The sequence below is a fragment of the Arthrobacter monumenti genome (assembly GCF_054511255.1).
Genome location: NZ_JBTNCY010000016.1, coordinates 24,113 through 49,348, shown reverse-complemented (window position 1 = coordinate 49,348; position 25,236 = coordinate 24,113). Strand labels below are relative to the sequence as shown.

At 63.1% G+C, this 25,236-nt stretch carries 22 protein-coding genes and 3 tRNA genes; 9 read left to right on the top strand and 16 right to left on the bottom strand.

The window, feature by feature from the left end; translation table 11 throughout:
* Positions 1–115: 115 nt before the first annotated feature.
* Both ACX80B_RS17895 and ACX80B_RS17890 read right to left on the bottom strand, forming a co-directional pair.
* Positions 116–200: transfer RNA gene (locus ACX80B_RS17895), tRNA-Ser, on the bottom strand.
* A gap of 64 nt (positions 201–264) precedes the next feature.
* Positions 265–2,403 (bottom strand): prolyl oligopeptidase family serine peptidase, encoded by a 2,139-nt coding sequence (locus tag ACX80B_RS17890; protein WP_459298681.1) that lies wholly within the window; start codon positions 2,401–2,403, stop codon positions 265–267.
* A gap of 77 nt (positions 2,404–2,480) precedes the next feature.
* Here ACX80B_RS17890 and ACX80B_RS17885 point away from each other — a divergent pair, with 77 nt between their 5' ends.
* Positions 2,481–4,496, top strand: coding sequence for an FAD/NAD(P)-binding protein (locus tag ACX80B_RS17885; protein ID WP_459298680.1), 2,016 nt, complete (start codon positions 2,481–2,483; stop codon positions 4,494–4,496).
* A 70-nt stretch (positions 4,497–4,566) separates the two neighbouring features.
* Here the strand turns inward: ACX80B_RS17885 and ACX80B_RS17880 are convergent, their stop codons facing one another.
* The 4 genes from ACX80B_RS17880 to ACX80B_RS17865 form a co-directional block, all read right to left on the bottom strand.
* Positions 4,567–9,222 (bottom strand): ExeM/NucH family extracellular endonuclease, encoded by a 4,656-nt coding sequence (locus tag ACX80B_RS17880; RefSeq protein ID WP_459298678.1) that lies wholly within the window; start codon positions 9,220–9,222, stop codon positions 4,567–4,569.
* A 204-nt stretch (positions 9,223–9,426) separates the two neighbouring features.
* Positions 9,427–10,245: a maleylpyruvate isomerase N-terminal domain-containing protein gene (locus tag ACX80B_RS17875; RefSeq protein ID WP_459298676.1), complete on the bottom strand. Its 819-nt coding sequence runs from the start codon at positions 10,243–10,245 to the stop codon at positions 9,427–9,429.
* 12 nt (positions 10,246–10,257) lie between these two features.
* On the bottom strand, positions 10,258–11,025 hold the full coding sequence (locus ACX80B_RS17870) for a VOC family protein (RefSeq protein WP_459298674.1): 768 nt from the start codon (positions 11,023–11,025) through the stop codon (positions 10,258–10,260).
* A 137-nt stretch (positions 11,026–11,162) separates the two neighbouring features.
* Positions 11,163–11,250, bottom strand: a tRNA-Ser gene (locus tag ACX80B_RS17865).
* A 124-nt stretch (positions 11,251–11,374) separates the two neighbouring features.
* Between ACX80B_RS17865 and ACX80B_RS17860 the strand changes: the two genes are divergently transcribed.
* The 3 genes from ACX80B_RS17860 to ACX80B_RS17850 all read left to right on the top strand — a co-directional run bounded on the left by ACX80B_RS17860 (position 11,375) and on the right by ACX80B_RS17850 (position 13,601).
* On the top strand, positions 11,375–12,355 hold the full coding sequence (locus ACX80B_RS17860) for an NAD(P)H-quinone oxidoreductase (RefSeq protein ID WP_459298672.1): 981 nt from the start codon (positions 11,375–11,377) through the stop codon (positions 12,353–12,355).
* A gap of 67 nt (positions 12,356–12,422) precedes the next feature.
* Positions 12,423–13,100: a bacterial proteasome activator family protein gene (locus ACX80B_RS17855; protein ID WP_459298671.1), complete on the top strand. Its 678-nt coding sequence runs from the start codon at positions 12,423–12,425 to the stop codon at positions 13,098–13,100.
* Between the two features lie 39 nt (positions 13,101–13,139).
* Positions 13,140–13,601, top strand: a complete 462-nt coding sequence (locus ACX80B_RS17850) for a hypothetical protein (protein ID WP_459298669.1) — start codon at positions 13,140–13,142, stop codon at positions 13,599–13,601.
* Here the strand turns inward: ACX80B_RS17850 and ACX80B_RS17845 are convergent.
* Complete coding sequence (locus ACX80B_RS17845) at positions 13,598–14,044, bottom strand: VOC family protein (protein WP_459298667.1); 447 nt, start codon at positions 14,042–14,044, stop codon at positions 13,598–13,600. The two genes, ACX80B_RS17850 and ACX80B_RS17845, sit on opposite strands and share 4 nt — an antisense overlap.
* A 144-nt stretch (positions 14,045–14,188) precedes the next feature.
* Between ACX80B_RS17845 and ACX80B_RS17840 the strand changes: the two genes are divergently transcribed.
* Together ACX80B_RS17840 and ACX80B_RS17835 are read left to right on the top strand one after the other, a co-directional pair.
* Positions 14,189–15,199, top strand: a complete 1,011-nt coding sequence (locus tag ACX80B_RS17840; protein WP_459298665.1) for a sigma-70 family RNA polymerase sigma factor — start codon at positions 14,189–14,191, stop codon at positions 15,197–15,199.
* A 66-nt stretch (positions 15,200–15,265) separates the two neighbouring features.
* Positions 15,266–15,649 (top strand): hypothetical protein, encoded by a 384-nt coding sequence (locus tag ACX80B_RS17835; RefSeq protein ID WP_459298663.1) that lies wholly within the window; start codon positions 15,266–15,268, stop codon positions 15,647–15,649.
* Positions 15,650–15,686: 37 nt separating this feature from the next.
* Here the strand turns inward: ACX80B_RS17835 and ACX80B_RS17830 are convergent.
* The 4 genes from ACX80B_RS17830 to tmk form a co-directional block, all read right to left on the bottom strand.
* Positions 15,687–15,759, bottom strand: a tRNA-Thr gene (locus ACX80B_RS17830).
* An 89-nt stretch (positions 15,760–15,848) separates the two neighbouring features.
* Positions 15,849–17,396: an alpha/beta hydrolase gene (locus tag ACX80B_RS17825; RefSeq protein WP_459298661.1), complete on the bottom strand. Its 1,548-nt coding sequence runs from the start codon at positions 17,394–17,396 to the stop codon at positions 15,849–15,851.
* Between the two features lie 22 nt (positions 17,397–17,418).
* Entirely contained in the window at positions 17,419–18,561 is a 1,143-nt protein-coding gene (locus ACX80B_RS17820) for a DNA polymerase III subunit delta' (protein ID WP_459298659.1), read from the bottom strand.
* Positions 18,558–19,250: a dTMP kinase gene (gene tmk, locus ACX80B_RS17815; protein ID WP_459298657.1), complete on the bottom strand. Its 693-nt coding sequence runs from the start codon at positions 19,248–19,250 to the stop codon at positions 18,558–18,560. The genes ACX80B_RS17820 and tmk overlap by 4 nt, the downstream gene beginning before the upstream one ends.
* Before the next feature lie 68 nt (positions 19,251–19,318).
* On the opposite strand from tmk, the gene ACX80B_RS17810 reads away from it, so the two are divergent.
* The 3 genes from ACX80B_RS17810 to ACX80B_RS17800 all read left to right on the top strand — a co-directional run bounded on the left by ACX80B_RS17810 (position 19,319) and on the right by ACX80B_RS17800 (position 21,835).
* A complete protein-coding gene (locus ACX80B_RS17810; RefSeq protein WP_459298655.1) occupies positions 19,319–20,497 on the top strand; it encodes a trans-sulfuration enzyme family protein in 1,179 nt (392 codons plus the stop codon).
* A gap of 36 nt (positions 20,498–20,533) precedes the next feature.
* Entirely contained in the window at positions 20,534–20,872 is a 339-nt protein-coding gene (locus ACX80B_RS17805; protein ID WP_459298653.1) for a DUF2516 family protein, read from the top strand.
* Positions 20,873–21,073: 201 nt separating this feature from the next.
* Positions 21,074–21,835 carry a phosphoglyceromutase gene (locus tag ACX80B_RS17800; RefSeq protein ID WP_459298651.1) on the top strand — a complete coding sequence of 254 codons (762 nt, stop codon included), beginning with the start codon at positions 21,074–21,076 and terminating at the stop codon, positions 21,833–21,835.
* A 33-nt stretch (positions 21,836–21,868) separates the two neighbouring features.
* On the opposite strand, the gene ACX80B_RS17795 is transcribed toward ACX80B_RS17800, so the two are convergent.
* The 5 genes from ACX80B_RS17795 to ACX80B_RS17775 are packed head-to-tail and all read right to left on the bottom strand — an operon-like array spanning position 21,869 to position 25,228.
* Positions 21,869–22,432 carry a hypothetical protein gene (locus ACX80B_RS17795; protein WP_459298649.1) on the bottom strand — a complete coding sequence of 188 codons (564 nt, stop codon included), beginning with the start codon at positions 22,430–22,432 and terminating at the stop codon, positions 21,869–21,871.
* 48 nt (positions 22,433–22,480) lie between these two features.
* Positions 22,481–23,314, bottom strand: coding sequence for an ABC transporter permease (locus tag ACX80B_RS17790; RefSeq protein WP_459298647.1), 834 nt, complete (start codon positions 23,312–23,314; stop codon positions 22,481–22,483).
* Positions 23,311–24,276, bottom strand: coding sequence for an ABC transporter ATP-binding protein (locus ACX80B_RS17785; protein ID WP_459298646.1), 966 nt, complete (start codon positions 24,274–24,276; stop codon positions 23,311–23,313). The genes ACX80B_RS17790 and ACX80B_RS17785 overlap by 4 nt, the downstream gene beginning before the upstream one ends.
* On the bottom strand, positions 24,273–24,590 hold the full coding sequence (locus ACX80B_RS17780) for a transcriptional regulator (RefSeq protein ID WP_459298644.1): 318 nt from the start codon (positions 24,588–24,590) through the stop codon (positions 24,273–24,275). Before ACX80B_RS17780 ends, ACX80B_RS17785 begins: the two co-directional genes overlap by 4 nt.
* The gene (locus ACX80B_RS17775) at positions 24,587–25,228 is read right to left on the bottom strand and encodes a hypothetical protein (protein WP_459298642.1); all 642 of its coding nucleotides are present in this window, start codon (positions 25,226–25,228) and stop codon (positions 24,587–24,589) included. Before ACX80B_RS17775 ends, ACX80B_RS17780 begins: the two co-directional genes overlap by 4 nt.
* Between the last annotated feature and the right edge of the window lie 8 nt (positions 25,229–25,236).

Sequence of the window (25,236 nt, the reverse complement as noted above, 5' to 3'; positions counted from 1 at the left end):
CAAAATCGACCCATCGAAGAACTACCAAAAAGCAATTTCCCGCCTGAACAGGTGACTCGTTAAAGACTAATGTCTCGGGACATCGTTCTACCGATGTCCCGAGACATTACATTCGCGGAGACGGGGGGATTTGAACCCCCGGTGGGCGGACCCACACTTCATTAGCAGTGAAGCCCATTCGGCCGCTCTGGCACGTCTCCAGCGCTGGTAACCAGCCCCCCAAGATTACCCAGACGGAGGGGCACAGAGCAAAACGCCGCCGAATCAGAGCCCGCCGGTGGTCGCCTTCCAGAGGAATTCATGCGATGCACTGTGCAGCCGGGCCGCCTGCCGGTTGTCCGTTGCACCGGCATGGCCGCCCTCCAGCGACTCATAGAACCAGACCTGCGGAATGCCCATCGACGCCATCCTTGCCGCCATTTTGCGCGCCTGGACCGGGCCCACGCGGTCATCGCTGGTGGCGGTGAAGATGAAGGTTGAGGGGTAATCAACACCGTCCCGCAGGTTGTGGTACGGCGAGAAGGTCCGGATAAACTCCCACTGATCTTCGTCGTCGGGGTCCCCGTATTCGGCAATCCACGAGTAACCGGCCGAGAGTTTGGTGTAGCGGCGCATATCCAGCAGCGGCACCCCGCAGGACACGGCGCCGAATAGGTGCGGGTAGTGCGTGAGCATGTTGCCCACCAGCAGTCCGCCATTGCTGCGCCCCTCGCAGCCAAGATGTGCCCGGCTCGTCACGTCGCGTTCAATCAGGTCTTCGGCTACGGCGGCGAAGTCCTCATAGGCGCGGTGCCGGTTTTCCTGCAGCGCGGCCCGGTGCCAGCTGGGTCCGTATTCGCCGCCACCGCGGATATTGGCGACGACGTAGACGCCGCCGCGGCTGTCACCGTCCTGGTCCGGGACAGCGCGCCGTTCCAGCCAGGTGCGTCCGGTGGCTCCGCTGTAGGCCGGGGTGCGGGCGATCTGGAATCCGCCGTAACCCGAGAGCAGGGTGGGATTGCCGCCGTCGAGCTTCAAGTCTTTGGAGCTGACCTGGAAGTACGGCACCTGAGTGCCATCCTTGGACGTGGCGAAGTGCTGCTCCACGGTGTAGTCGTCGCTGTTGAAGTACGACGGCGAGGCCTTGATTTCCGAGGCCGCTGCGCCAATGGTGCCGCGGTGCAGGGTGGTGGGAGTCAGGAAGCCGGTGATGACCAGCCAGTAGTCATTGCCATCGGCCTCGTCCTCATCGTCGACGGCGAAAGCATCCACCGAGTGCAGGGTGGGGGCGTCGTCGAGCTCAGTCTCGTTCCAGCCATCCACTCCCGGCGTCAGAACGCGGATGGTGGAGGAGACGTCACGCAGCAGGTTCAGCAGCAGGTGGTCCTTGGTCCAGCTCCAGGACTGCAGGGCGGTGTTTTCGTCCGGGGTGAAGAGGGCGGTCAGCTTCCGGTCGCCGGTGCGAAACTCCTCAAGATCCGCCGCGAGCAGCGATCCTGGCACGTAGGTTGTGTCCCCGACGGTCCATTCGGTCTGCGGACGGAACAGGATCCAATTGCGGTGCAGGTCGACGTCCACATCTTCGGGCACGTCGATCTGCTGCCAACCGCCGTCGACCATCAGGTAGCTGCGGCGGTTGTAAAAGTCGATGATGTCGATCGCGATGTCGCGTTCAAATCCGGGGGTGAGGTCACGGACGAGGATGGCCATCATGTGGTCCTCGTCCACCTCGAAGACAAGTTCCGCCTCGTCCAGGCTCTGTCCGCGGCGCAGCCGGCGGTTGGTGCGTGGGTAGGAGGAGGTTGTCATGGAGCCGGGGCCGAAATCGGTGCCGACGTAGATGGTTTCCTGGTCCACCCAGCTGACGTTTGTCTTGGCGCTGGGAAGATTGAACCCGCCGTCCACAAAGCTGCGGGAGTCGACGTCGAACTCGCGCACAGCCTTGGCGTCGCCGCCGTCGGGGGAGAGGGAGATCAGGGCGCGGCTGAATTCGGGGCGGAGCAACGAGGCGCCGGCGAAGACCCATTCGACGTCCTCGTCGCGGGATAACTGGTCGACGTCGAGCAGCACATCCCAGGCTGGGGCATCGCTCTGGTAGCTTTCCCACGTGGTGCGACGCCAAAGACCGCGCGGATGCTCCTCGTCCCGCCAGAAGTTGTAGTAGAAGTCGCCGCGCTTGGTGACCATGGGGATGCGGTCGGTCGAGTCCAGCACTTCCAGGACGCTGCCTTCGAGCGCTTCGTATTCGGCCGAGAGCAACATGTCGTCGGTGCGGGCGTTCTGCTCCTTGACCCAGCTGAGCTGGTCCTCGCCGTAAATGTCCTCCAGCCACTGAAATTCATCGGCTGGATTATGTTCGACGGCGGGAGGTGCTGTTCCGAGGGTGCTTCCGGTGGGTGTTCCGGTGTTGTGATGAGAGACCATAGAGCCATCCTAAGTTGTACCTTGGGGTCTGTGGGTGGCTGAGCCCGGCAGTGATTCTCGCCGGATACCCTATAGGAATGGCTAAAGAACGGGTACACACGGTGGCGATTGTCGGCGCCGGGCCCCGTGGCACCTCCGTTCTGGAACGTTTGCTCGCCCATGCCGGCCACCTCCGGGACGCGGGAACGCCGGTGAGGCTGCATATCGATTTGATCGATCCTTACCCGCCCGGAGCCGGGCACGTGTGGCGTCCGAACCAGTCGCGGCTCTTCCTGATGAACACGCCTGCCCTCTTCCCTACGGTGTCTCCGGGCGATCTGCTGGAACCTGCGCCGGTTACGGGGCTGACCTTCGACCAGTGGCGGGAGCGGTTGAAGTCCGGCTCCTTGACCGGCGTCGAACTCAGCGAACAGGACCGGACTGAGCTGGCGGGGTTGGAGTCGACAGGGTTCCCCAGCCGGGCGTTGTACGGGCGGTACCTGCGCTGGATGTTCGGCCAGCTCACGGCATATCAGACGGACGACGTAACGCTCTCCATCCACGATGCGGAGGCTGTGCGCTTCGCTCCGGACGGGCTTGGCGGGTTCGAGGTCGAGCTCAACGATGGACTGGACCTGTCGGCCGACAGCGTGGTGCTGGCGATGGGACATCTGCCGGCAGAGCTGCGCCCGGATCAGCAGGCATTGCTGACGGCGGCGGTGAAGCATGGTCTGAGATACTGGCCGCCGGCCGTGCCCGCCGACGTCGATTGGTCCAGACTCCCTGCAGACGAACCTGTGCTCGTCCGCGGACTCGGACTGAATTTCTTCGACGTCATGATGCAGGTGACCGTCGGCCGCGGCGGACAATTCATTCCGAGCGGCGATGGACCGGGCAAGGCACTGGAATACAAGCCCTCCGGCTCCGAACCCATCCTCTACGCAGCCTCCCGAAGGGGTACTCCCTACCGGGCGAAAGCGGAGCTTCAGACCTATATTCCCGCCAGCGTGGAGCTGCGCTTCTGCACGGCCGAACGCGCGGGCCGGTTCGCTGCGGCGGGAGTCCAGCCGGCATTCGACCACGACCTCTGGCCGCTGCTGCACCGGGATGCACTTTGGGCGTATTACAAAACCCTGGCCCGGGTGACGCCGTCGGCCTTCCAGCAAGGGAGCGAAGAGTTTCTGGAGCACCTGAATGCAGTTCTTACAGAGCACATCCTGCACGGTGCCGAGCCATGGGACCACCGGGTCGACCGGCTCACGGCCGAACATGTTTCCCCGGAGCACCAGTTGCAGATCAGGAAACTGGCGCATCCCTTCGCACGCCGCACGTTTGCCAGTCACCGCGAGTATGACGATTCCGTTCTTGATTACCTGGAGGCCGATGCCAGGGGATCGGCAGCCGGCGAGGACGACCCACTGAAGATGGCCATTGGTGCGCTTAATGCAGGGCGGTCTGTGATCAAAAAGATCGTCGCCGACGGCGGTCTCACCGATGCTTCCTGGCTCAGCGAGCTGCGGGGCTGGTTCGAGTCCTTTGTGGAGGGTCTTGCCAGCGGCCCGCCGGCCGTACGCATTGAGCAGCTTGCCGCGCTGGCACGGGCCGGCGTCGTGCATTTTCTTGGACCGGACCCCAAGTTCCAGGTCGATGAAAAGACCGGCTTGTTCAGCGCCGGCTCACCGTGGGTGAAGGGTGGCGGGGTCACTGCCGCCCACATGCTGGAGGCGATGATGCCTGCGAATCACGTGCAGCGGAATGTTTCGCCACTGTTGTCGCAGATGCTTGAGGACGGTTTCGCAAGGCCGAAGATGATGGTCTCCATGGAAGATGCACCGGTGCCGGGCAGCGGGCTTGACGTCACCGCTCCTCCGTACCGGCTGCGGATGAAGAACGGGCACGTCAATGAGGGTGTTTACGCCCTGGGACTGCAGCTCTCCTCGGTACAGTGGGGCACCGCCATCGCGGCGCAGGCAGGCGGGGACCTGGAATCCGGGGCCAGGACTCTAAAAGATGCAAACGATATTGCGTCGGACATCGTTCACAGGATGCTGGATGCCGAACACCCCAGCCCTGATGCAGGCATTCGCGGACGGGTGCTGGCCGACCGGCAGTAGCCGGCACAACCAAGTAGTGCCCGCCCTCCGGAAGGAGAGCGGGCACCATCAAAGACCGGTGACGAACGGATTACTGGTTGATCAGTTGTCCAATACCGGTGGCTGACCAAGGCTGCCCGGCATGACCGCCCTTGCCCGGTTTGCCGGGCTGGTCTGGCTTGCCGTTGCCCGGCCAAGGACCAACTGAGGACCCTGGCTTTCCGGGGTGGACCGGTTTGCAGATCGGCAGGGGCTTGCCTGGCTCCTCCTGCTCCGGTTTGCCGGGTTCCCGGCAGTCCGCGGCGTCGGCCGCCGAGACTGTCAACGGCAACCGCACCGTGGTCCCGCTGACCGGCGTGGAAGCCGTAAAGTAACCTTCCGCCATCTCCGCTGTTGCGGTGAAGGTGACGGTAGCGGCACCATCAACGACAGGGTAGGTACCCACCAGGCTTGGCTCCCCTGATGCCGGAACGTGTTCAATCACGAGCTCCGTGAGGTCCGGTGCCCCGAGCGAGGCCAGGTCGAGCTTCGATACATCGAAGCTCACTTCCTGACCCGCCTGTATGGACTCCGGCGCATTCTGGACAACTACCCCGCGGCGGGAGAAGTCCGGGGAGACCGGGCTGTTCGCCTCGAGGTAGGCGATCCACGCCTCCCTGTCGACCAGACCCGAGTCCGTGGTATCGGTTCCTTCAGTAAACACGGTGAAGTTGTCCCCTCCCTGAGCCAGGAAGCTGAACGTTCCGATTCGGTAGCCGCGCTGGGGATCCAGCGGTTCACCATTAACGGTGACCGACAGAATGCGGTCTCCCTGCGCCCGGTCTGGGTCGTAGGTGTAGGACACATTCTCGGACAGTCCAAGTGCCAGGAACGGCCGTGAGGCAGTTTCAGGCTGCCATTGCTGTTCCAGCATCGTCTTTAGCTGTGCGCCGGTGAGCGTGGTGGTCCACAGATTATTGACGAACGGCAGGACATTATTGGCTTCCATGAAGGTGATGACACCGTCGGAATTGCCGTCGCAGAGATCGCCCTCCGGGGATGGCACACCGGCTTCGCTGTCGCACAGCTCCGCCCGCAGGCCGCCGGGGTTGGTGACGCCGATCTCGGCTCCTCCCAACTGGTCTGGACTGAGTGTTTCGAGCAACGCATCCGCTACGAGGTGGCCAAGCGCCGATTCGGAACCCCGGTCATCACGGGTACGGTCGCCCTCGGGTCCGGAGAACGCCGTCGTAATGTCCGCCGTCACCGAGCCGACCGGCCGGGAGCCGATGATTTCCGCCTGTTCCAGTGCAGCGTCTACGATCCTGTCGACCTCGGCAACCGCCGGGTAGGTTGCGGTCAGTTCCTCGGCTGGTCTTTCCGTTTGGGCAACGTTCCTCGCTTCGTAGGCCGTTACCTCGCCCGTGGCTGTATCGACGGTGAGCTCGATCTGGCCGATAAACTCCCCGTAGCTTCCGGTCTGCACGATGGGCCGGGTTTCGCCAGGCTCTCCGGGAACGGGAGCATCCCAGGCGTACTGCTTGTGCGTGTGACCGGTGAACATCGCGTCGACGAGTGGACTCGTCTCAGTGACGATGCTGGCAAAAACGCCGCCGGCGGCGACTTCTTCCTCCAGCGTTGAACCGGCCAGTGTTCCGGCACTGGCGCCTTCGTGGTACGCAGCGACGATGACATCGGCCAAACCTGCAGCCTCGATTTCCTGCGCCACGCGGTTCACTGCCTCAACCGGATCGCCGAACTCCAGCATGGAAATGCCGTTCGGCGAAACCAGGGAAGGAGTTTCCTGCGTGACCGCTCCGATCACAGCAACCTGAACCCCGTTGAGGTCGATGATCTGGTACTCGTCCAGCACCGGATCCTGAGTTCCGGCTGCGTAGACGTTTGCGCCGAGGTAAGGGAAGTCCGCCAGTTCACTGACGCGGTCCCGGAGGTCTGCCCAGCCTTTGTCGAACTCATGGTTGCCAACCGTGGATGCCTTGAGGCCCAGAGCGTTCAAAACCTCAATGGTGGGAACGTCGCCCTGCTCCGAGGAGGCAAACAGTGAAGCACCGATATTGTCTCCGGCGGAGATGAAGGCCGTCTGACCCTCCAGTGCCGCGGCCTTGAGTTCTTCGACGGTCCCGGCGAAATTGACGGTGTTTTCGTCAATCCGCCCGTGGAAGTCGTTGATACCGAGAATGTTGAGCTCAGTGGTTCCTGCTTCCGCGCCGGTGCCGGCCAGGTCCAACCCCACCAAAATGGGGTCGTGATCGCTGGAGCGGTAGGCATCGGAAGCGTAGTAGTCCGTGATGTTGTAGTTGTAGCGGCTGTACTCCAGCGCCACCGACTCCACGGAGTTAATATTCCAGATATCCGCGCCCGTGACCGTGGCATCGGCTGCGCCGGAGGCGAAGATATAGTCGAGGGAGCCCACTGCGCCACCGTAGGCGTATGTGTGCTCGCCCGTCTTCGCGCCCTGGTTCACATAGCCGGCGTCGCGCAGAACCTCGATCGGGTCTTCCATCCTGTACGAGTTGAAGTCACCCATCAGGAAAACCAGCTCAGTACCGATTTGGGCCTTCACATTGTTGGCAAAGTCGACCAGTGCCTCGGCCTGTGCGGTGCGGGCGGCATTCCAGGCGCCTGCGCCGTCGCCCTTGTCGGCGTTCGGCCCTCCATCATCCGGGTCCGAGCCTTTGGACTTGAAGTGGTTGGCAATGGCGACAAATGTTGAATCGGCAGGTCCGCCGGCGGTCTTGAATGCCTGCGCCAGAGGCTCGCGGGCGTTCGAGAATGCCTCGCTGCCCAGCAGGATCTGCGATTCCCCAACGGTTTCGACGGCAGCCTTCTTGTATATGAAAGCCGTACGGATGACGTCCTCATTGATGGGCGTCTCCGCGGGGGACCCGACATACTCCCACACGTCCCCGGCGGCGGAGTTGAGTGCCGCCACCAGATTCGCCAGAGCCTCGTCGCGGTCTTTACCGAACACGGCCGAGTTTTCTATTTCCGCCAGCGAAACGACGTCGGCATCGAGGGAATTGATCGCGGAGACGATCTTATCCTGCTGCCGCTGCAGATTCTCCTCATTCGCCGCACCGCGGGCTTCGCAGCCTCCGCGGACAGCAATCGGGTTCCCGTTGCGGTCCGTGTAGTACTCGCAACCGGTCAGTTCATCCCCGGTGGTGCTGAAGTAGTTCAGGACGTTGAAGGAAGCGAGCGTGATGTCGCCGCCAACCGGTTCCGGGGCCGCGGTCCGCGTGTTTTCGAAGCTGACAGGCTGAACCGTTTCCGAATTTGTTGGGGTCAGTCCAGTCAACGGCTGGAATTTCCAGGCACCAAACCGGTAGTCGAAAACGACATTCGTCTCAAAGTTCACGGGGGAGCCGACGCGCGCCGGTTCCTCCAGTGTCAGGTAGGGCAGTGGCTGGTCCTGCTGGGAGAAGAAGTTGGTGCTGGCGCCGTCGTCGAGTGTCACTGACCGCGCCGCATTGCTTGCCTCGACGTCCGCGATTTCCTCACTGCCGACGGGTGCTACTGCCGTCGGCTGGACCAACGGAGATGTCCCGGCAGCCAGCCCGATTTCACCGTAATGGTTCAGTGAGTAGTTATCCGTGATGGTGAAATCGCCTTGCGGAGCGAGCAGCATGCCCTCGAGGGATTCGCGCTTCGCATCGCCGGCCGGCAGCCCAACCGTTGCAGCCTTGACCTCTTCGGCCGCGGCATCCAGCTGGGTGAGTCCTCCGGCGGAAACGTCAATTTCCGTCAGGTCGAAGTATTCCTTCACGAGACCGTTCACTTCGACGAAATCGCCGATTTGCACCTCGTCGACCGTGGCCGGGGAGAAGACGAACACACCGTGGGAGGTGGTATGGGTGCCCAGGTCAATCGCTCCGCCGGTTCCGGGAGTCTGGATGTAGTAGCCGTTGAAGCCACCGGTCGGGTAGACCGCGGTCACCTTTCCTTGCGTGGTGACAGTCTTGCCGTTCAGGGGACTGGCCGGACCGGAGCCCTGGATTTCGGCAATGGTCTTTTGACCTGCTGGCTCCGGCTCAACCGGAGGTTCTTCTTCTGCCGGAACACCGGTTTCACCCGCGGCGTTCGTTGGAGTCACCGCTGCCTTGAGAGTGAAGTCCGCCGAGTTGTCGTCGGTGTCCACAAAATCCGTGCGGTTGATGGACTTAGGGTCTGAATTGCTCGACGGCGATGGGGCGGCCGCTGTTTCGAACGTATTGGTTCCGCCATAGCCCAGCAGATCGGCAACCCGTACATCTCCGCCAACCGATCCTGTGGCCAGCGGATCAAGCGCGCTGTCCGTCCTGGCGAGGATGATGGTGCCCTGAGTGCCGCTGACGTTCAACGCATTGTTGACGACGTCGGCCGCCGGCAACGGAGCGCCTTCTGCGTTCTCTCCTCCGTTGGCGCTGCCCTGGACGAGGTAGTGGCTGTCTGGTGCGATGCTGCCGTCCAGAGGGATAATCTGGCCAGGTGCATCGGTGCCGCCAGCCGACCGGTACTGAATGGACCAGCCCTCCAACGACACGGGTTCGTCCGTCGGGTTGTATAGCTCGACGAACTTGTTGGTGAAGACAGCATTGGAGCTGCCGGCGTTGGTGTACGCCTCATTGATAATGACGCCGCTTCCCTCAGCGGCACCGGCCGGGATCACCGGCTCTTCGGCCAGCGCCGGGAGCGCGGACACCGGCGAGGCAATGAGCCCCACCGATAGCGCCGCTCCGAGCGCAGCCTTCCATGACGAATTACTCATCCGTTATTACTCTCCTTTGAGCGGCCATAACGAAGCCGCGAGTGATATGCACCACAGGGGGTAGTGGTCCATCGCACTTAAGAACGTACGCGATGGGTCCGACAAAAACGTCAGCACATACCGAGAGAACCAGAATTGAGTAAACGAGCGGTTGCAGTCCGGCAAGCACCAGCAGAACTATTGAAGGGTGAAACGAGGGACTTCTTAGACGATGATTCCGCGCACGTTGAAAAGTCCTTCCGCGAGTTGCGCGTTCCCCGATACGTCAACCCGGGCTCGATCGTAGGCTGCCCCGGTCAATATCCTCCACGCCGTGTCGGGGTCCGTTGACAATGCGGTGACGGGATCCTCGCTGAAGCCGGGATGGAGGGTCCAATTGCCCGAGCCATCACTGATTAGATGCCACGTGTCGGTCAGGCCATAGTCAATATTGATGCACGCGCCTTCGATAGCTGCCGGCTTGAACTGATGCGGCAGTGCCCAGATGAAAGTGTTCAGCACGGCGGCATAGTGCCGTTCAGCAAACCCCTCCACCCGGTTTACGGCTTCCCGGATCTGCATTTGGTGTACCCACCGCTCGGTGAAGTCCTGCGCGATATCAAACCACTGCGGAACATCGCCGTCGCTGGCCCAGACCACACCGCCCGGGGCACTGAGGTCGATGGCGGCATAGTAACCGTCCATCTGATGGCCGGGCCATTCCAGCAAGTCCACGATCACCCGGAGGCTCAGCCCGGCCGCACCATCGATCCAACGCTGGTTCTTAGCCGCGAGGGCGTCGACGAAAGCCGGATACTTGCCCATGTCAAGGTTCCCGCTCAGGTCCCGGTCACGGCCGCGCGACAACCATCCCAAATCGTCGTCGAGAAGGTGCAGCGCCACCGCTTTGACGTTCCAGCCGGCCGCTGCCGTCGGGGCGTACCAATCGCCGGGCGGGAGTCCACATAGCAAGTCGAGCAATTGGCGGCGTTCGGCCTTGATCTCCGATCGCAGGTCCAGAACCTCCACGTCCCACAACGACATTGGTTCGGTGGGTTATACGGAGGAGAGGACGAACACCGCTCCGGTGGAATCGGTCACTTGTGCCATCCGCCCGTAGTCGCTGTCCCAAGCGGGACGTTGAATGGTTCCGCCGAGCTTCTGGACTTTTTCAACGGCGGCATCGACGTCGTCCACGCCCAGATACAGTTGCCAGCTCGCCGGGACGCCCTTGGGGAGGACCGAGCCGGCGTCGAATATTCCGGCCTTCGCGTCGTCTCCGCTGCCCAGCGTCGTGTAGCGGAACTCGTCCGAATCGCTCATCACATCGGTGTTCCAGCCGAAGACCGTCTCGTAGAACTTGACCGACTTTTCGTAGTCGCGGGTGGAGAGCTCATGCCATACGGGAGCGCCTGCTTCGCCAACCAATCCAAAACCTTCGTGCGCGGCGGCCTGCCATGCGCCAATGGCGGCTCCTCCGGCGTCACACAAGATCGTCATCGTGCCCTGGTCTGCGATCTGCAAGGGTGCCAACAGCACTTTGCCGTCGTTGGCCTCGGCGGCTGCGGCCGTGGCCTTGGCATCATCTGTGGCCAGATACGTGGACCAGCCATCGGGATCCTCTGATCCCGGACTCTTTGGGGCCATGCCCGCAATAGGCCGGTCGCCGGCGAAGAACATCTCGTACCCGCCGTATACCAGGCCACTTTCCTTGGCGCTCCAACCGAAGAGGCTGCAATAGAAATCCCTGGACTTGCCCGGGTCCGAACTGGCCAGATCGATCCAGCACGGTGCGCCGGGCGGCGTGGAATTACGTTCAGGCATTGCAGGCTCCTAGCGGTGACGGAAGATGATGCGAGACTATGCGTTCAGCCCGGCTGAGGCAACGTGCCGGCAGCGTACGGCGAGCGGTTCCAGGCATAAAAAATACCCGGTCTGGAGATCACCAGACCGGGTTTTCGCGGAAGGTGTGGGATTCGAACCCACGAGACGGGGTAACCGCCCACTGGTTTTCAAGACCAGCTCCATCGGCCGCTCGGACAACCTTCCCCATAGTAGTCTGGCATGAACTGCCAGTGACAGACAAAACCCAATAAACCAAGAACCCAATAAACGCTGCAAGGAACGACGACGCCGCGGCACCACCGCTCGCGACGTCCAGGAGGTGCCATTCATGAAGGCAATCTACGTCCGCGAACCCGGAGGCCCGGAGGTGCTGGAGGTGCGGGAGGCCGAGGCCCCCGAACCCGGGCCGGGCGAAGTGCTCATCGACGTCACCGCAGCCGGTCTGAACCGCGCCGACGTGCAGCAGCGCAAGGGTTTGTATCCGCCGCCGGATGGCATTTCTGAAGTACCCGGGCTGGAGGTCTCCGGCAGGGTGGCCGCACTTGGGCCCGATGTGGAGGGCGAGTTGTCCGTGGGGGACGCCGTCGTCGCTCTTCTGGCCGGAGGCGGCTACGCGGAGCAGGTGGTGGCGCCCGCCGGGCAGGTGCTGCCGGTGCCGGAAGGTATGGATCTGACGACGGCGGCGGCCTTGCCAGAGGTGGCGGCCACAGTGTTTTCGAATCTCTTTATGGCCGCCGGAGTCCGTGCCGGAGATACCGTGTTGATCCACGGCGGGGCCGGCGGAATCGGCACCATGGCCGTTCAGCTTGTCAAGGCGTTTGACGCCCGGGCAGCCGTGACGGCCGGTTCCCGTGAGAAGCTCGAGGTCGCCGCCATCCTCGGCGCCGAGGTGTTGATCAATTATCACGAACAGGACTTTGTGGAGGAGATCAAGAACGCCACTGACGGCCGGGGTGCGGATGTGATTCTCGACGTCGTCGGCGCCAAGTATCTGGAACAGAATGTGGAGGCACTCGCGGTCTCCGGACGGCTGGTCGTCATCGGCCTGCAAGGCGGGGCGAAAGCTGAGCTCAACCTTGGAACCTTGATGCGCAAGCGGGCCGCCGTCCTGGGTACTACCCTGCGTGCCCGTCCCATCGCAGAGAAGACCACGATTATGCGGGCGGTTGGTGAACATGTTTGGCCGCTGGTCCGGTCCGGGAAGGTCCGGCCGCAGGTGGACAGGACGTTCCCCCTGGCCGACGCCGCCGCCGCGCACGAATACTTCGACTCGGGTTCGCACACGGGCAAGGTCCTACTCACGGTCTAATCAGCGTCCGGTTAATTCATTACGTTCTCCCTGACAGCACCGTGGGCGAACATGAGAACATGACAAGATGACTGAAGATCGCGCCTCTGGTCCTACTGCCCGGCCCAATCCGGACGACGCCGCGAAGAACACCGGCGGCGATCCGCTGGCCGACGCTGCCGAAGTGATCGCCGAAGGGTCCGTCGAGGAGTTTACGACCCAGGACGCAGAGGCGGGCACAAGCGACGACGGCGGGGAACCGGAGCAGCGCCGGGGCAGGGCTCCCAAGCTGAACGAACTAGTGGACGAGCCGGCCAAGGTCATGCGGATCGGAACGATGATCCGGCAGCTGCTGGAGGAAGTCCGCAGCGCACCATTGGACGAAAAGGCGCGCGAACGGCTGGTCGAAATCCACGGCCGGTCGGTCAAGGAACTTGAAGATGGCCTCGCCCCGGAACTGGTCAGCGAACTGCACCGCCTCAACCTTCCCTTCTCCGACGAGGAAGTTCCGTCGGATGCGGAACTCCGGATCGCCCAGGCGCAGCTCGTCGGCTGGCTGGAAGGTCTCTTCCACGGCATCCAGACCGCGATTGCGGCCCAGCAGATGGCGAACCAGCAGGTCGAACAGCGCATGCAGATGCGCCAGCTGCCTCCCGGCACCATGATTGCTCCCGGCGTTGTTATTGGGGAAAACGGTGAGCCGACGCGAGCGGATTCGAAGAAGAAAGAGGAAGATACCCACCACCGTCCAGGGCAGTACCTCTAACCCGACCCCGCCCAGATCTCCCGGAAACACAACTTCACCATGGCCTTATTCGCCGCAGCCCGCCAAGGGCGCAAAGACGACGCCGAGCTCGGCAAGGGCGTGTGGCGGCGCGCCCACGACAGGTTCCGCCGCGGCCTGGACCGATACCACCAGATCCTGGAAGGCGTGCAGGATGAAGAGCTCTACGCGGAACTCGTCCCGGTGGCCAATGCGCTCGCCGATCTGCTGCCACGCGTTCGGGCGGTTTGTGCGGAGGCGCAGCTGATCGCACCAAGTGAGGGACTTGATGTCCCTGCCAGCCAGGCCGCCTACTTATCGGACGTACACCGCTCGCTCTCCAAGGCGGGAAACGCATTGGCGACGACGGCGGAAGCGGTCGCCATGGCGCGGCTCGACAGCCCGTCGGCTGCAGCTGCGTCTGCTGTGGCGAGCGTAAAACGCCGGGCGGAGGCGGTTTTCGACGGTATCGACGACGCCGAGAGGCACCTCGGACGGGTCTAAGCTTCTGCGGTCTGCGGGTACTTCTCCTGCACAGCTGCCCAGTCCCCGGTTTCCGCGATTGGATCCATCCACATGACTTCCCACTGGTGACCATCCGGATCGGCAAAAGCGCGTGACCGCATGAAGCCATAGTCCTGCGGCGCTCCCTCCTTGGCGCCGGCCGCTACTGCCTTGTCGACCAGAACGTCGATTTCGTCGGTGGAATCGACGCTGACCGCGTTAATGACGGCCGAGGTCGTGGAGGTGTCGGCAATCGGCTTGTCGATGAATTGCCCGTAATGCTCATGAGTGAGAATCATGATGTGGATCGTGTCGCTGATGGAGATGGCGCCGGCGTCGTCGTTGCTGAATGCCGGGTTCAGCTTCCAACCGAAGCTGGTATAGAACTCCTTCGACTTCTCCAGGTTGCTGACGGGGAGGTTGATGAAGACATTCGTTGGCATGATGTTCTCCTGGTTTGCTGTGCGGCCGGTTTGGCGCGCTTACCTCCTGTAGACGATCCTGGGTCCGAAAAATCATCGGCCAGGATGAAAAAATCTTCGGCCGTTTCCTACCAATCCCTCTCGGCCGTGATTAGGCTCAATGCCATGCAGCCGTTGACCGATCCGGAGCAAACCAAGTCCAACTCCGACGATTTAGAGCAACTTCTCGAAAGCTCGCGCAAAGACCTGATGGGGTACTGCTATCGGATGCTGGGATCGGCTTTCGAGGCAGAGGACGCAGTCCAGGAGACGATGGTTAAAGCCTGGAACAGCCAGGACCAGTTCGAACGGCGTTCCTCGACCAGAACGTGGCTGTTCAAGATCGCGCACAATGTCTGCATCGATATGGTGCGCAGCCCCCAACGCAGGGCCCTTCCCATGGAGATGGGACCGTCGACGGCGACTGCCGACGTCGTTCTCGGCGCACCGGCCCATGAGAGCGTGTTCGTTCAACCCATCGCCGACGAAGCAGTCATCGACCTCACCGCAGATCCAGCCATGGTCGCGACGGCGCGGGAATCAATCCGGCTGGCGTTCGTAGCCGCGTTGCAGCACTTGCCGCCGCTGCAGCGTTCGGTTCTGATTCTGTGCGAGGTTTTGGCGTGGAAGGCGAGTGAAGCCGCGTCCTTGCTCGATCTGACCGTCGCCTCCGTCAACAGCGCCCTGCAGCGCGCCCGGACCACCCTCGCTGCCCGCCGCGGCGCAGGGCTGACACCGACGGCCGACCCACAGCACGCCAAACTGCTGGCCGATTACGTTGAGGCCTTCGAGGCGTATGACATCACCCGCCTCGTCTCCCTGCTGCGCGACGACGTCGTCCTCTCAATGCCGCCGTTCAACCTCTGGCTCAGCGGCCCTGATGACCTCGTTGCCTGGTTCCTTGGGCAGGGGATTGTGTGCAAGGACAGCCGCCTCATCCCGGTCGCGGTCAATGGTACCGCTGGCTTCGGCGCCTATCATGAAGCGGCGCCTGGAGTGTGGGAGCCGTTCGCTCTTCAGATCATCGAAGCCCGCGACGACGGAATAGTTGGGCACCACAATTTCCTCTACCCGGAGACCTTTCCCCACTACGGTTTGCCGGAACGGATCGATGAACGATCATCGGCGGAGCAGTGAGTCGGGACGTACATCTGCCCATCGCGGTCGTCAAAGGTCATCTGTAGCGGTTAGCAAAGGAGAAATATGCGTAACGACGATTTGGACTGGGAGCCCTTGGTATCTGCCGGTTATGAATTCCTCAAGGACGTGGCGCGCAGCCAAACACTGAGCGACTATACCGCTATGAATAAATTTCTGCGGGAGGAGACAGGCTTGCCCGGGTTCGACTTTGATACCGAGCGGGGGAGGGGGGAAATAGGCAGGCTGTTGGGAATTATTGTGGATCGTGATCAGGAGGAGCGGCCCGGGCTAATGATGTCAGCGTTGGTCACGCAGAAGGGCGGCAGTGCGCCCGCGACAGGCTTCTACAAACTGGCGAAGGACAAGGGTTGGCTCAAGCCGGGGGACGACCGCGACGAATTCTGGATGGGCCAGGTAAAGGCACTTCATAAGGCATTTGCGGTTTAAGATCGATGAACCACGGCAGTGACAAATTTCGAATCAGGGCCTCCTGCCGGAATCGAACCGGCGACCTTCTCATTACGAGTGAGACGCTCTACCAACTGAGCTAAGGAGGCATGCGGACGCCGGTGTTTTTCCGGGCGAATACGCAAGAAATAACTCTAGCAGAGCACGGGAGCTACTTTCGAGTTGGCCGGACGAGGGCTCAGCAGCGGGTTCCGTCGTCGGGGACAGTTCCTTCGATGAAGTAGTCGTCAACGGCATTGGCGATGCAGTCGTTGGACCGGCCGTAGGCGGTGTGTCCCTGCCCTTCCCAGGAGACCAGGACTCCGGATTCCAGCTGTTCGGCGAGGGCCACGGACCAGTCGTAAGGTGTAGCCGGATCTCCGGTGGTACCGACGACGACGATCGGGTTGGCGCCGCTGGCGTCCACGGGAGAGGGGCCGTCCTCCGCGTCGTAGGGCCAGGCATTGCAGGTCAATGCGCCGTAGGCGAGGAAGCGTCCCAGTGTCGGCGACGCCTCATCCAGTTGTTCGGCGTTGGCGCGCATCTCTTCCAAGCCGAGATTCATCGGATAGTCGAGGCAGTTGACCGAGGTGAACGCGGCGGCGGAATTGGAAGAGTAAGAGCCGTCTTCCTGCCGGGTGGCGCTGATGTCGGAAAGGTGCAGCATGGGGCTGGGATTGCCCTTGAGCGCTGCTTCCAGCGCAGCGGTCAGTGATGGCCAGTTCCGGTCGTTATACAAGGGCAGGATCAACCCCGAAACAAACAGGCTGGCAGTGACCGTCCGTCCGTTTTCAGCCGTCATCGGGCTCTGCTCCACAGATTCGATCAGTGAACGGATCTGCTCGACCGCCTCGTCAGGTGTTCCGCTGAGCGGGCACGAAGACTGCTGCAGGCAGCTCTCGGCGTAGGCATGCAACGTCCGCTCGAAGCCCTTTGCCTGGCCGAGCACAATTTCACTGCTGGTCAGGGTCTGGTCGATGCCGCCGTCGAGCACCATCCGCCCTACGTTTGCGGGGAAAATGTCCGCATAGGTGGCGCCGAGTGAAGAGCCGTAGGAGAAGCCCAGATAATTGAGCTTGTCTTCGCCGACAACGGCACGGATGATATCCATATCGCGCGCCGAGCTCTCCGTATCGACGTGCTCGAGCTTTTGGCCGGTGTGCTGGGCACACTGTGAGGCGAAATCGGCGACCGCGGAACGGGCCTTGGCCAAGCCTTGCCCGGTTTCGAGGTCGAACGTCGCTGCGCGGAACTTGTCCCGCTCATCGTCGCTGAGGCATTCGACAGGGCTGGAGCGCTTCACGCCGCGGGGGTCGAAACCGACCAGGTCGTAGGAGCTGCGAAGCCGCTCAGTGCTGACCCCGTTCGAATTATTCAGTACCGCGTCGTAGCCCGACGCGCCGGGTCCGCCCGGATTGATCAGCAGGGAACCCATCGGGTCCGAACCGGAGGCCGCGAGCCGGATTGCTTCAATTTCAAGCGTCTTGCCGTCGGGATTTTCGTAGTTCATCGGCACTTCAATGGTGGCGCAGCTGAAGGTTTCCTCGCATGGTTCCCAAACAATGGTCTGCGAGTAGAACTCCATCAGTGGCTGGGGGACATCGGCGATGGCTTCCGCAGGAGCGGAGACGGTTTTCCTGGGGCCGGGGTCATCCTGCCCAAAGGGTACGCATGCGGTTACCAACAACAGTGAACACAGCGCCGCCGTGGCTTTCCACGCACTCTGGCCGCGTTGCGCTATCCCCATTTGTTCTCCTGCATAGTGTTAATTAGAGCAGACTTACTGCCATGGCTTCGAGCGCCAGCAGCGGGGCGACGTTGGTTGTGCCCAGACGTTCGCGGGTTTGTGCGATGGCGTCCAGCCGGCTCAACGTTGATTCCGGCGTCGTGCCGTCGGCATAGTGCTCCAAGTCATCACGAATCTGTTCGTTGATTAGTTCCATGCCGGTGCCGAGCTGGATTGTCAGCACATCGCGGAAGAAAGTGGTCAGATCGATCATCGCCCGGTCGAGCGCGTCCGTGACGGAGCGCTTGGCGCGGCGCTTCTGGTCTTCCTCCAGTTGTTTCATCTGGCTGCGCATCGACGGCGGCAAAGTCCCGGACTCCGGGGCGCCGAGGGCATGCAACAGGTCTGCCTTCTCCATCTCGTTGCGCTGCTCCGAGGAAGACTGGGCCTCCGTATTGGCCAATTCATGGAGCTTGCCGGCGGCCATGACCGCTTGGGAAACCGATTTCAGGTTCAAGGGCAGGCTGACGATCTGTGCCCGTCGCTGGCGGGCGCCTTCGTCGCGGGCCAGGCGCCGGGCGACGCCGATATGGCTCTGCGCGACCCGGGCGGCATAGTCGGCCTGGTCCGGTGTTGCCCCGTCGCGGCGGACCAGCAGGGCGGCGACATCCTCACGCGGAGGCACGCGGAGGCTGACCGGCCGGCAGCGCGAGCGGATCGTGACCATGACGTCGGCAGGGCTCGGCGCGCAAAGGATCCAGATGGTGCGCGGCGGCGGCTCTTCAATGGCTTTGAGCAGCACATTGGTGGTCCGCTCCGCCATTCGGTCGGCATCCTCGACGATGATCACGCGCCAGCGCCCCGAGGACGGCCGGTCCTGTGCCTTGGTGATCAGGGTGCGGACTTCGGCGATCGTGATGGTGACTTTTTCCGTCGCGACATTCGTAACGTCGGCGTGGGTGCCCGCCAGTACGGTGTGGCAGGCGTGGCAGGAGCCGCAGCCGCGGTCCTGGAGCCGGTCTTGTTCGCACAACAGCGCGGCGGCGAAGGCCCGGGCCGCATTGGAGCGGCCCGAACCAGGCGGGCCGGTGAACAACCAGGCGTGCGTTGGCCATTGCGATTCGGCGGCGCCGCGCAGTTGCTTTATGACTGGTTCCTGGCCGGGCAGGTCGTCCCAGACGCTCATGGTTCGCGGCTCCCCACCGGCAGGCGGACGAGCAGTTCCTCGACGCGGGTTCCAATTGCGTCCGTCAGTTCCCGGACAGGCAGTGCGGCGTTCAGCACCAGATAACGTTCCGGCGCCGCGGCGGCAAGTTCCAGGAAGGTATCACGGATGGTGCCGTGGAAGTCGTCCGGTTCGGATTCCAGCCGGTCTTCCACCGCGATTCCGGCCGTACGGCGGCCGCGCCCGTCCGCTGGTTCAATATCGAGCACGACGGTCAGATCCGGCCAGAGTTCCGCGGTGGCCCAGGCATTCAGGTCGCGGATGGTGCCGGTGCCCAGGGCCCGTCCGCCGCCCTGATAGGCGACAGAGGAGTCAATATAACGGTCAGTAATGACGATTTCGCCGCGGGTGAGGGCCGGCCGCAGGACCTGCTCGGCGTGGGCGGCGCGGGAGGCCGCGAAGATCAGGGCTTCGGTGCGGGCGTCGATTTCGCCATGGCCATGGTCCAGCACCAGGCTCCGCAGTTTTTCGCCGATCGGTGTTCCACCAGGCTCCCGTGTGGTCATGACCGTCAGCCCCGAGGCGCGGAGTCGTTCGGCCAATAGCCCCTGCTGGGTGGATTTTCCCGCCCCGTCTCCGCCTTCGAGGGCAATAAAAAGGCCGCGCCGCTGCGCGGGGCCGGCGCCTTCGTGTCGGCTCTCTATACTCACGTTCCCAGCCTACCGATAATTGCCGACACGTTTTCCTCCGGAACCCGCTCCGGTACTACGCTGACTGCATGAATTCCAGTGAGTCCGCCGCGTCCGCCCGTCCCGCCGATCTGCGTCCCGAGACGGTGGCAGTGGCGGCCGGTCGTCCGCCGCGCGAGAACGGAGCCCCGGTTAATCCACCGGTCGTCTTGTCCTCCACATACTTCGGCCGTGGGCCAGTAACGGCCGGCGACCGCGGCTACGCCCGCTACTCCAATCCTTCCTGGGAGCCCTTCGAGGAAGCGCTCGCCGAACTTGAAGGCGCGGCAGAACCGGGTCTCGTCTACAGCTCCGGTCTGGGCGCCGCGGCGTCGGCGCTGTCGTTGGTGCCGGCCGGCGGCGTCGTCGTCATGCCTGACCACAGCTACGGCGGAACTGTTGCGCTGGCGGAAGACATGGCGGAGCACGGCGCCTTCACCTTGCGTCTGGTGAACATCGCCGACACGGATGCCGTCCTTGCCCAGTTGCGGGGCGATGGCGCGGCGGGTTCCGCCAGCATGCTCTGGGTGGAAAGCCCTACGAACCCGATGCTCGAGGTCGCGGACTTCCGGGCCGTGACGGACGCCGCGCATGAAGTTGGTGCCCTGGTGGTCGCCGACAACACTTTCTCGACGCCGCTGGTGCAGCAACCTCTGAACCTGGGGGCCGACGTCGTACTTCATTCGGTGACCAAGTACCTTGCCGGCCATTCCGACGTCGTGCTGGGGGCGTTGGTCACTTCCGATCCCGACCTGCGGGCCACGTTGTTGACGCATCGGTCCAAGCACGGCTCCATTGCGGGGCCGTTTGAGGTGTGGCTGGCGCTGCGCGGGCTGCGGACTCTTGCGCTGCGGATCGAGCGCTCGCAGGCCAGCGCCGCCGTGCTGGCGAACCGGTTGCTCGAGCAGCAACAGGTCAGTGCTGTCCGTTATCCCGGGCTGTCGAATGATCCCGGGCACGCGCGGGCGAAGGCGCAGATGGACGGTTTCGGTTCGATCGTCGCGATTGAAATGGCTGGGGGAGCGGCTGCGGCAGACGCGCTGGTTGAGCGGTTGCAGTTATGGATGCCGGCGACGTCGCTGGGCGGGGTTGAGTCGCTGATTGAACGACGACGGCGGCACACCAATGAGCCCGCGTCCGTACCCGAGAGCCTGATCCGGATGAGCGTCGGTATCGAGCACGTGGAGGATTTGTGGGCGGATCTGGTGCAGGCTTTGGAGGCTTTGTAACGGATATTGGGGCGGTGGAGCGGTTAGGCTTGATGCGTGAACATCATTCCTACTGTGCAAACCTGGCTGTTTCTTGCCCTTGCCGTGGTCGCCTTCGGCATCCAGATCTGGGCGCTGATTGACTGCGTTCGGGCCAAGCCGGTCGAGTTTGAGCGGGCGTTCAAGAAGACCAAAGGGTTCTGGCTGGGAATCACGGCTGGTTCGGCCGCCATCGGATTCATCTGTATTCCGCCGCCGATTGGCTTGGGCGGTCCGATTTTCCTACAGTTGATTGCCGTCACGGCCTCGGCTATCTACCTTGCCGATGTCCGGCCTGCCCTGAAGGACGCGCGCAGGGGCGGAAACCGGAACTCCGGGCCGTACGGTCCCTGGTAAACCGCTCCCAGCTGTGCAGTAGTTCGCCGAAAGCGGTTCTTACCGGCGAAACGGTGTTGGCCACCTACGTTTTCGCCGCTCCGCCGCGTTCTGGGCGTTTGCGCGGCTTAGGCAGGCGGCGGAATGTATTGGGACCGATAGGCCGCGAAATGTAACGGGACCGGAGTTTTATCGGTCCGGCGGATACGGCAGACTGGGATCATGTCGAATTCTTCCGCACCTTACAAGCTCATTCTGCTCCGGCACGGTCAGAGCACCTGGAATGAAAAGAACCTCTTCACCGGCTGGGTCGACGTGCCCCTCACGGAGAAGGGCCGCAAAGAGGCGATCCGCGGCGGCGAGCTCATCGTCGAGCATGACGTACTGCCTGACATTCTCTATACGTCCAGGCAGAAGCGTGCCACGGTCACGGCCGACCTCGCGTTGGAAGCGGCGGACCGGACCTGGATCGATGTGAAGCGGGACTGGCGGCTGAACGAGCGGCATTACGGCGCTCTGCAGGGTAAGGACAAGGCTGAAACCCTGGAGAAGTACGGCGAAGAGCAGTTCATGGAATGGCGCCGCTCCTACGATACGCCGCCGCCGCCGCTGGAAGACGACAGCGAATTTTCCCAGGCCGGGGACCCCCGGTATGCCGATCTCGGCGATGACCTGCCCCGCACCGAATGCCTCAAGGACGTCCTGGAGCGGTTCCTGCCGTACTGGAAAGAGGAGATCGTTCCGGACATCAAGAGCGGCAAGACTGTCCTGATCACCGCGCATGGCAACTCGCTGCGCGCCCTGGTCAAGCACCTGGACGGCATCAGCGACGAGGACATTCCGGGTCTGAACATTCCCACCGGTATTCCGCTGGTCTATGATCTGGATGAGGATATGAAGCCGCTCAAGGCTGGCGGTACATACCTGGATCCCGAGGCCGCTGCCGAGGCAGTCCAGGCCGTGGCGAACCAGGGCCGCAAGTAGGCCCGCGCCACTCACGCAAGAAGCCCGCGCCACTCAGCTGCGCATGGCGAGCCGGAACGACGTCGCCCACAAGGTACTAGCGGCGGCGAAGCCGACGACGATCCGGGACGCCTCGGCGCCGGGGCCACCCGCGAGGATGAGCAGTCCGGCAACTGAGGCACCCAACAACCCGACGCCGGTCCACCGGTACTGCGGTTGGTCGAACAGACGCGCCAGCGGAAGAAAATGCAGACCGACGATCAGGCACACCACCGGCGGAACCAGCTGCGGCACGTCGGCCGCGATGAAGCCCAGCACGGTCACGGCAATGGCCGCAGCCTGAACCAGGTTCACGATGCCGACGTGGCGGTACCAGCCCTGCGGCTGGTACCGCTTCCGTTCGGGCATCTCCGCACTGCCCGGGCGATGTGCCAGCAGCACGATGGCGGCGCTGGGAACGATGGCGGCGATCCGCACCACTCCGGCCGGCCCCGTCGTGAGCCCGGAGGCGCCGACGGCGGCCCACAGGACCGCGAACATCGCAAGAATGACGGCTCCGCGGCGGCGCATGATGCGGCTCTGTTCCTGTGCGGCAGTATCCACGGTGATACTCACCATCGGTTCCTCTCCTGGCGGCCGGCTGCCGCCGTCGTCGTTATGTTTGAATTACCGGAAGCGCCGGCCCTGATCCCGACGGTTGGCCCACAACGCGAGCCCGCCCAGAAGGGCGATCCAGGCAACGATTACCAGGACGCTGGAGGAACTGATGCCCGAACCGCTAAGCGACTCGACCGCCAGATCCCGGGCCGCACGCGATGGCAACAGCAACGAAATGGTGTTGAGCCAGCCGGGGAACATCATCGGCGGGAGCATCATGCCGCCCGCGAACGCCATCGGGAAGAACAGTACCTGGGTGACGGCGATGGCCACCTTCGAGGTGCACAGGTAGCCGATCGCCAGTCCCATCGCCAGGAACGGCAGCCCGCAAAGCAGGACGACGGCGATGGTCAGCGGAATCCGCCACCAGGACAGGTCGCCGCTGACGAAGGGTTCCGGTGCCGAGGTCAGCACCGCGCCGAGGATCAGTAGCGGAATCAGGGCGAAGAAGGAGAACATCATCGCCGTCACGGCTCTGGCCACGGTGCCGGGCAACGGCCCGACAGGCAGGGTGCGCAGGTAGGTGGTCCAGGGGCTGGCCCGGTCCTCCGCAACGCCGATTCCATAACCGAACAGGAACGCGCTCATGACGCCGAACATGGCCAGCTGGGCGATCGACTGCAGCGCGAAAGCGGGCATGGACGCGACGTCCTGCTGCGGGACGATGAAGAACAGCAGCACGAGCGACGGGAAGATGGTGCTGGAAATGACCGCCACCGGAATGCGCAGCTGCTCGAGGATCTGGGCCTTGGTGTGCGCCTTGATCAATCTGAGCTGTGTTGGTCCTAGGCCAGGCCGGGCACTCGGCGACGACGGCGGCAGGGGAGTGTCGACGGCGGTCATCGGGATTCCTCGCTGGTGTGGTGGATGGTGGAACCGGTCAGGGCAATGAATGCTTCCTCGAGGCTGGCCGAATGCACCTGCAGGTCGTGGAAGTCGATGTCGTCGCGGACAATCTGCCGGACCAGCCCGTCGGCGTCACGGGAGACGAGCTGGGTGACGCCGCCGCTCCGGCTGGCATCCACGACGTGCGGCAGGGCGGCAAAGGTGTCCAGTCCGGTGCTGCTTCGCAGTGACACGCGGCGCACTGAGATGTGGCCGCGGATGTCATCAAGGGTTCCGTCGGCGACTATTTTGCCTTGGTCGATGACGACGACGCGGTCGGCCAGGGCCTCGATCTCGGCAAGGTAGTGGCTGGTGATCAGGAGCGTTCCTCCGGCACGGCGGTAACGCCGCAACTGTTCCCAGAGGACCTCGCGGGCTTCCACATCAAGACCGGTGGTCGGTTCATCGAGGATCACCAGAGAGGGTCGTCCCACCAGCGCGATCGCGACCAGCAGGCGCCGCTGTTGCCCGCCGGAAAGGCCACCACATTGCTTGCCGGCCATCTCCTCCAATCCGAACTGTTGCAGCAGCTCGGCGGTGGGCACTGGGTCCGGGAAATGCGCGGCCACAAGTTCCACGGCTTCCCGTACCTTCAGCGTCTGCGGAACGGCGGTGGCCTGCGGCGTGACGCCAAGGGCGAGCCGGGCCGAAGGGCTGAGCGGATTCTTCCCGAACAGTTCAACGGTTCCCGAGTCTGCCCGCCGCAGTCCGGTAAGCAGTCCGATCAGGGTCGACTTGCCGGCGCCGTTGGGGCCGAGCAGGCCGACGGCTTCACCGGCGTGGATGTCGAGATTGACGCCGTCGAGCGCTGTTTCGGGACCGAAGGTTTTCACCACGTCCCGGGCGCTGGCCAATGGAATCCGGCCGTGCGGACGCGGCGCGCGTTGTGGGGAGGATGAGTCATTCAGGGTCAATGTCATTGCGGATCCTTCACGGGATGGGTGGAATCGGAGAGGAGGGCCTTAAGGCTTTCCCTGTAGTCAAGAAATGCCAGCCGGCCGCGGGCGGTGATTTCCACATAGGTCGCAGGGGAACGGCCTTCGATGAGTTTCGTCTGCCGCACATAGCCGGCTTCCTCGAGCTTGCGCAGATGGGTGGAAAGGTTCCCGGCGGTCATGTCCAGCAGCTTGCGCAGCTTGGGAAAGGAGATCTGGTTGTTCTCCCCAATCGAGTTCAGCGTGGCGATCACCCGCAGCCGCGCCTCGGCGTGAATGACCGGGTCCAGGGAAGTCATGCCAGTCGCTTGCGGATGCGTCGGACGCGGACCAGCTCAACGATGCTGCCCCCGTAGAAACCGAGGACACCCAGGGTCAGGAAGACCAGCAGATAATAGTCGGGCCCCAGGATCATTGCGGCGACGTTAACCACCAGGAACCAGATGCCCATGGCGACCATCGCCATGTCATGCCACAGCGCACCGCCGAGCATATACATGATGCCCACCAGCATGATGGCCATGGAGTTGATGATCAGCCCCCGCACGTCAGGTTGTTGAATCGCCGTCGCGATAATCCCGGACAACAGGCCGACGACGGCGAAGCCGAGGGCCCAGGACCAGCCATAGATGGCACCTTGCCGGGCGGTGGACCCGCGGAGACCGACGGACGATCGGATGCCGAGGATGGCGGAGAAGACGGCGGCAGCCACCAGGGCCGACAAGTGCACCAGCAGGGCGGCGGTTTCCGCCAGGGGCAACCAGTCATACCGGGCTCCGTGCAATGCTCCGTAACCGATCAACCAGGCGGTTCCCCAGATGAAGTAAAGGACGGGCGTATGCGGATAAAGGGACTGCCGTGCCCTGGCGGCTGTCTCGTCCGCCAACGCCATCGCCGCGCGCGGATCGAACTCCGCCGAAGGATTGTTCTGGTTCATACAAACCA